This is a genomic window from Orientia chuto str. Dubai, assembly GCF_000964595.1.
Lineage (GTDB): Bacteria > Pseudomonadota > Alphaproteobacteria > Rickettsiales > Rickettsiaceae > Orientia > Orientia mediorientalis.
The window spans coordinates 1-5,970 of the sequence record NZ_LANP01000037.1 but is presented as its reverse complement, the minus strand read 5'-3'; the positions used below and the strand labels follow the sequence as shown (position 1 = coordinate 5,970).

General features: G+C 28.5%; 5 protein-coding genes and 2 pseudogenes. 5 read left to right on the top strand and 2 right to left on the bottom strand.

Translation table 11 applies throughout. The annotated features are described in order from the left end of the window. The first annotated feature begins 201 nt into the window (after positions 1-201). On the top strand, positions 202-339 hold the full coding sequence (locus tag OCHUTO_RS05910) for a hypothetical protein (RefSeq protein WP_156961313.1): 138 nt from the start codon (positions 202-204) through the stop codon (positions 337-339). Between the two features lie 41 nt (positions 340-380). After that, positions 381-988, top strand: a pseudogene (locus OCHUTO_RS04585) (TraU family protein); the annotation flags it as partial. Positions 989-1,051: 63 nt separating this feature from the next. On the opposite strand, the gene OCHUTO_RS04580 reads toward OCHUTO_RS04585, so the two are convergent. Together OCHUTO_RS04580 and OCHUTO_RS04575 are read right to left on the bottom strand one after the other, a co-directional pair. Continuing rightward, positions 1,052-1,642: a CvpA family protein gene (locus OCHUTO_RS04580; RefSeq protein WP_045797605.1), complete on the bottom strand. Its 591-nt coding sequence runs from the start codon at positions 1,640-1,642 to the stop codon at positions 1,052-1,054. Then, complete coding sequence (locus tag OCHUTO_RS04575; protein WP_045797604.1) at positions 1,639-2,211, bottom strand: 5-formyltetrahydrofolate cyclo-ligase; 573 nt, start codon at positions 2,209-2,211, stop codon at positions 1,639-1,641. The genes OCHUTO_RS04580 and OCHUTO_RS04575 overlap by 4 nt, the downstream gene beginning before the upstream one ends. A gap of 158 nt (positions 2,212-2,369) precedes the next feature. On the opposite strand from OCHUTO_RS04575, the gene OCHUTO_RS04570 reads away from it, so the two are divergent. The 3 genes and pseudogenes from OCHUTO_RS04570 to OCHUTO_RS04555 form a co-directional block, all read left to right on the top strand. After that, positions 2,370-4,112, top strand: a complete 1,743-nt coding sequence (locus OCHUTO_RS04570; RefSeq protein WP_045797603.1) for a cation:proton antiporter domain-containing protein — start codon at positions 2,370-2,372, stop codon at positions 4,110-4,112. A gap of 1 nt (position 4,113) precedes the next feature. Next, a complete protein-coding gene (locus tag OCHUTO_RS04565) occupies positions 4,114-4,584 on the top strand; it encodes an SH3 domain-containing protein (protein ID WP_370664250.1) in 471 nt (156 codons plus the stop codon). 1,085 nt (positions 4,585-5,669) lie between these two features. After that, a pseudogene (locus OCHUTO_RS04555) lies at positions 5,670-5,970 on the top strand (hypothetical protein); the annotation flags it as partial.

Genomic DNA, 5,970 nt, shown 5'->3' with positions numbered 1-5,970 from the left:
ATATGGTGATCTAATAAGGGTATTTAGAATCAAAGCTGTGCCAGCCATAGTGGAACAGAACAACACTATGCTTACGATTAAAGAAATAAGCATTAGTCAATAATAACAATTAATTAAAAGGTAATAATCAAAACTGTTACATTATAATTTTATTATAATATACTAAATGATTCAACTTAAAAAAAGGTTTAGCATGAAAAGTTGGAAGTTACACAGCAAATCTGTCAAAATATTAATAATACGCTTGCAAGTGGAGAAATACAGGAAATAGTTAACTCTATGGAGAAACGCATATTTAGTTCCGGAAAAGATATTTTAAACATCGTCGTGAAGTTGTGAAAGCAGCACTCTTATAGATTAATAGCTATAACAACTAATAGCTGCTATGCAGTTGTTGGTGTACTGGAAGATTCGTGAATCCTATAACTGATGTATGTTGGAAGTGTTTTTTCCTATTACTATAGCTGGATTTAAGGTAGTGAGCAGTTCAATGTCTGATACTAATGCTCCAGGAGATCTGATATGCTTTTGTCCAAGGGCTGGAATTCCTTCCAGGGCTGGAATTCCAGTAGGTTTTTGGGAGCCAGTACGTCTTGTAGACGTTACTAAATCACCAATGTGCATGGTTAGTCTTGGTGGTTTATCTTTTGGTACTAGTGCTCAAAAAGGCATGAAAGATGATTCTGATGGAAGCGCTTTTTATCATATTCATTGGTATGTTTACCCGGTAATTTATTGGCTAGAGATTTTGCTTGATTTTGTTTGCTTAGAGATGGCTTCAGTTGATATAGCTTATTTAACGGAGTTTGATCCCTTATGGGGCGACGATGCTAAATCAGCAATTTTAAATCCAGAGACATTATTATTTCAAAACGTTGCAGCATATCAGGCCTGTATAGCTGATTGTATGGGTTGTAGCGCTGTTGGAGGTTTGGCAAGTGATTATGCTTTTTGGTGTGCTGGGTGTCAAGGTATGTTGTATCCTTTTAAATACTTCAAGTATCTTGTGGATATAGTAAAATGGCATAAATCTTTGTTTTAAGATACTTTTCTAATCATATAACTTAGCACTAGAAACATCTTTTTTGGATTTGTTAATTGATTTTAATATATCATTAAATTGTTTTTCAGGAATAACATCAATTAAATCTAATGGTAAATTACCAGATAGATAAAAAAGATCAGAATTATACAGCCATATAGGTATGTGTTGTTTTATTTTTTGTTTTACTTCTTTATGGTTTGATACATCAATATAACTTCTCGTAGATACAATAGCTAATACAGTATATAAAAATATACAAAGCAGTATACTTTGTATTCCTCCTAACAGCATTCCAAAAAATTTATCTAATAATCCATCAGTAATTGGATTAATGAATTTAATAACTTGATTACTTAATATTGTACATAATACCAAAGATATAATATAAGATAGAACACCGCTTACGATAGTTGTATAAAGAGCACTATGAATATAATCAATAGTTATATCATATAATATTGGAGTTAAAAGTGCAGTTAAAAATATAGAACTTATAAAAAAAATTGAGCCAATAATCAATTTCAATCCACCTTTATAAAATCCTAAGGTAATTGCGCTAATAAAAATTATGAAAGAAATTATATCTACAGCATTCATGTTACAATTAATGTTTTATTTGTTATAATATAGTTCATTTTTTGATCATATAACTCTCTAGGTACAAAATTTCTTAACTGTGTATCAAAACATATTCCAATTGCTATATTATTAATATTAACACTTCGAGCCTGTAATATGTACTGATCATAATAACCTTTACCAAATCCAATTCTATAGCCAGCAGTATCAAATACTATGCCTGGAACTAATAATACATCAGGAATAACTATGTTAGTACCAATAGGAGTATATATTCCGTATTCTTGTTTTTTTATTGGGCAATCTTTATAATAATAAACATACACCATTTTTTTATTAATAAAAGCCGGTAGAGCAAATTTATAATCTAGCATCATAATTAATAAATCTAACATATTAACTTCTCCTTTAAGGGGATAGTAAATACCAATTATAGATTTAATAGGAAGTAATGTTGTAATAATATTCAAAGCTTGTAATAAAATTTTGTGGCTTTGTTTGTGAACAATTTTTGATTGTTTATTTGGCAAGATTCGTATATTCTTATATTGGAAACGTAGGGTTTGTTTATAATAATTTTGATTCATAGTGAAGCTTATATTAATACATTAAATAATTTAAATACATACATGTTATTATAATTAATGTTACTTTAATTTAATGCATAGTTTTATTGTAGTTTAGAAAAGTAACTACCAGCATATGAAACTTTAAAACATAATTAATTAAATTTTAGAAAAGAAGAATGGAATCTTATGAATTTTTACCAAATATAGTTGTACTACTTGCTACTGCAATTTGTATTGTAATTTTTTTTAAAAAATTAAAACTCAGCCCCGTACTTGGATATTTAGTAGCTGGAGCTTTAATTGGTGATCATGGGCTTAAAATTGTCAATGTTCATTATACTAGCGCCATTGCAGAGTTTGGAGTTGTATTTCTATTATTTGCTATTGGTTTAGAATTATCGATTGACAGATTAAAAGCTATGAGGAGGTACGTTTTTGGCTTAGGATCATTGCAAGTCATAATCACTAGTATAATAATTGGTAGTTGTGTTATGTTATACTATGACAATTTTGATGTATCAATAATTATTGGTACAGTATTATCTCTATCTTCTACTGCTATAGTTTTACAGGTAATTGAAGAAAGTCGTAATCAGTCTACTCAAGTTGGTAGAGTAGCATTATCAGTATTATTAATGCAAGATTTTGCTGTAGTTCCATTACTTGTAATATTACCAATGCTGTCTAATAAAACTGACATATCTATTGCTCAAGCTATGGGTATAGCTTTAATTAAAGCTATAATAGCGCTTACGATAATATTTATCACTGGACAACTATTTTTAAGGCCTTTATTTAAAGTTATTTCTATTGATAAACCACCTGGAAGTACTAATGAATTATTTATTGCTACAACTTTACTTATTGTATTGTCAGCTGCTTGGGGAACAAGTCATCAAGGTTTATCGTTAGCGCTAGGAGCCTTTGTTTCAGGTGTATTAGTAGCTGAAACTGAATTTAGATTACAAGCAGAAGAAAGTATATACCCATTTAAGGGATTATTACTTGGTCTATTCTTTATGTCTGTAGGAATGCATATTAATGTTAATGAAATTATTCAGAACTTGCAAACAATTTTAGTTTGTTCTATATCATTAATTTTAATTAAGACAGTTGTTGTTACTAGTTTATGTATTCTTTTTAATTTTAATAAAGGTATTTCGTTACATACTGGCTTATTATTATCACAGGGAAGTGAGTTTGCTTTTATTTTATTTAATGAAGCAATGAAAGATGGAATAATTGAAAGCTCTATTGGTAAAACTTTGTTGCTGATTGTTACTTGTACTATGGCTTTAACTCCACTATTATCTGCTGTTGGAGCAAGAATAGCTAATCTACTTGGTAATGGCAAGAGTGAAGAGTATAATCCACTTGAGATTATTGAGCAAGGAGCTAGAGATTTAACTAATCATATTATTATCGCTGGGTTTGGTCGTGTAGGTAAAATGGTAGCAAATGTCTTAGAAGCAGAAAATCAAAATTATATTGCTATCGATATTAATGAACAAGCTGTAAAAGAAAATAATAATAGTAGTTTTCCAATTGTTCAGGGTGATATTTCACAAATAGAAACATTAAAAGCTCTAGGTATAGAAAGAGCATCAGCGGTTATTCTATCTTTAACTAATGAAATTACTGTAAAAAAAACTTTAAAAAATATATCAAATAATTTTTCACATGTTGCTGTAATTGTAAAAACAAAAGACTTACAACGCTCCAATGAACTATATGAATGTGGAGCAACAGCTATTATACCATCAGATTATGAAGTTGGACTGCAGATGGGAAGCGAAGTACTAAAAATAATAGGTATTAGTGATTATGAAGTTAATAGAATTAAAAGCCAATTTCGTTCAGGTAATTATATAGCAACAAAGCAAGGCAAAAACTTAGATAGTGACGATGATAATGAGTAGAATTTTCAGTTTTATCATTATAATAATTATGATTATATTTTCTATCAGCATTGCAATATCAAATAATAATAATCAAATTCCTAGGTTTGTTTCAACAAAAGCAAATGAAATTAATATGAGAGTAGGGCCAAATGTTAAGTATCCAGTTAAGTGGATATTTACAAAGAAAGATGAGCCATTAGAGATAATTGATAAATTTGATCAATGGTACTATGTACATGATATAAATAATGATTTTGGCTGGATTCACTCAAGTGTTTTATCTCCAAAAAGAACAGTTGTTATCAACAGAGAAACAATACAAAACCTTTATAAATCATCTAATTATAAAAGTAGAGTTATTGCATATATTGAGCCTAAAGTAAGATGTGAATTGAAAAAATGTACAGTTTTAATGTGTAAGTTACGTTGTAAAAATTACACAGGATGGGTGAATCGCAAAATCTTATGGGGTGTGTATGATTATGAATAAGGTATTACATAATTGGTTCTGTTATACCTATCTGACGGCATATTTATCAATTTACACATAACAAAACCATAAGGTTTGAATGTTATATTACAATTGATATTAAAAAATTCTCAAAAGTAGTACATAACCATTAGTTCTTATCATTTTTGGATCATACAAATATTTTCTCTATACGGCAATAGTAATCCTAGCACCATTAAAACTCTTAAAACAAAGCATTGGGTTAATTCGTTTTTTTGATCTTGCTTTACTTGCTTTATGAGATTGTTCAAATATTTATTTTGAAATCATATTTATTATATTTATCTCCATTAATTATAAATTTCCTAATCAAAACCCATTAAATGAATATCATAATACTTTATAACATTGTCTACTGAAAAGGCCTCAAGGTATATTCAATATTAAAGAAGAAGAAAAGTTAATTTTTGTCAACTTTCGCACTTTATAGAACCTACTATTAACTTGTGTTAACTTTTTTAATTTTTCAATATTCAACCTTAACTGAAATTAAATTTGCAAAATTTGTCAATATTATAAAAAAATTAGTGCAAAAGGTCGAATATAAGGAGAATAAAAATTTAGGAAATTTAGCGCTAATTTTTAATTCAGAAGTTGAACTAATGATCAAGAAACGTATACAATCTAAGGGTGAATCAGGCGTTTTTCAATTCAGATGTATTATGAATGAATTAATATAAAAAAATTGCTATAAAACAAGCATAATTATTTGATCAGTTATTTAACCACAGTGTAATATTTATTAATAATATACATAAATTATATAGTAATTATGTCTTCAATAGTATTAAAGTTTACAAATAGATTACTAAGTAGACTCCGCATGAAAAAATAACAATGGTTTATAGAGATCAAAATGAAAGAGGACTTGTTAGAGTATAATATTGTCTATAGGTAAGACTGGTCTTGTAAGGCAGATAGAATCAGTATGAAGATAAAAATAGGTTTTGTATAAGAATAATTATGCTCCCTATATTCGACCTTTTGAATAAAAATTTTAGAATAATTTATAAAAAATTATTTTCTAAAACTACCTGCTATAGCTGTATTTTTGGAGGCAAAAAGTGCAACATATAGTACGCGATATTCTAACCAATGGTTGTAATTTTACTAAAAATAACAGTGCCAATAATGACACAATTTTTTACCATTTTATTGGAAATTTTATACCAGCAGAGTGGAAGGATCTGATTGGAGATAATAAAAAAGCTTTAAGTAAAACCTCTAAACAACTCCTATCATTCATAGTATTTAGACTGCAGCGCTATTATAACAACGATATAGAGGAATTACAGGAGAGTTATAAGCTTTTTGAGGATAAGTTAAATGTTGGTCAACGCAGGGTTAGACAATGCCTAGTAGAAT

Excerpts from the sequence above, each read along its gene's own strand:
- OCHUTO_RS04580 (WP_045797605.1), bottom strand. The coding sequence starts at position 1,642 with ATGAATGCTGTAGATATAATTTCTTTCATAATTTTTATTAGCGCAATT.
- OCHUTO_RS04575 (WP_045797604.1), bottom strand. The coding sequence starts at position 2,211 with ATGAATCAAAATTATTATAAACAAACCCTACGTTTCCAATATAAGAAT.
- OCHUTO_RS04570 (WP_045797603.1), top strand. The coding sequence starts at position 2,370 with ATGGAATCTTATGAATTTTTACCAAATATAGTTGTACTACTTGCTACT.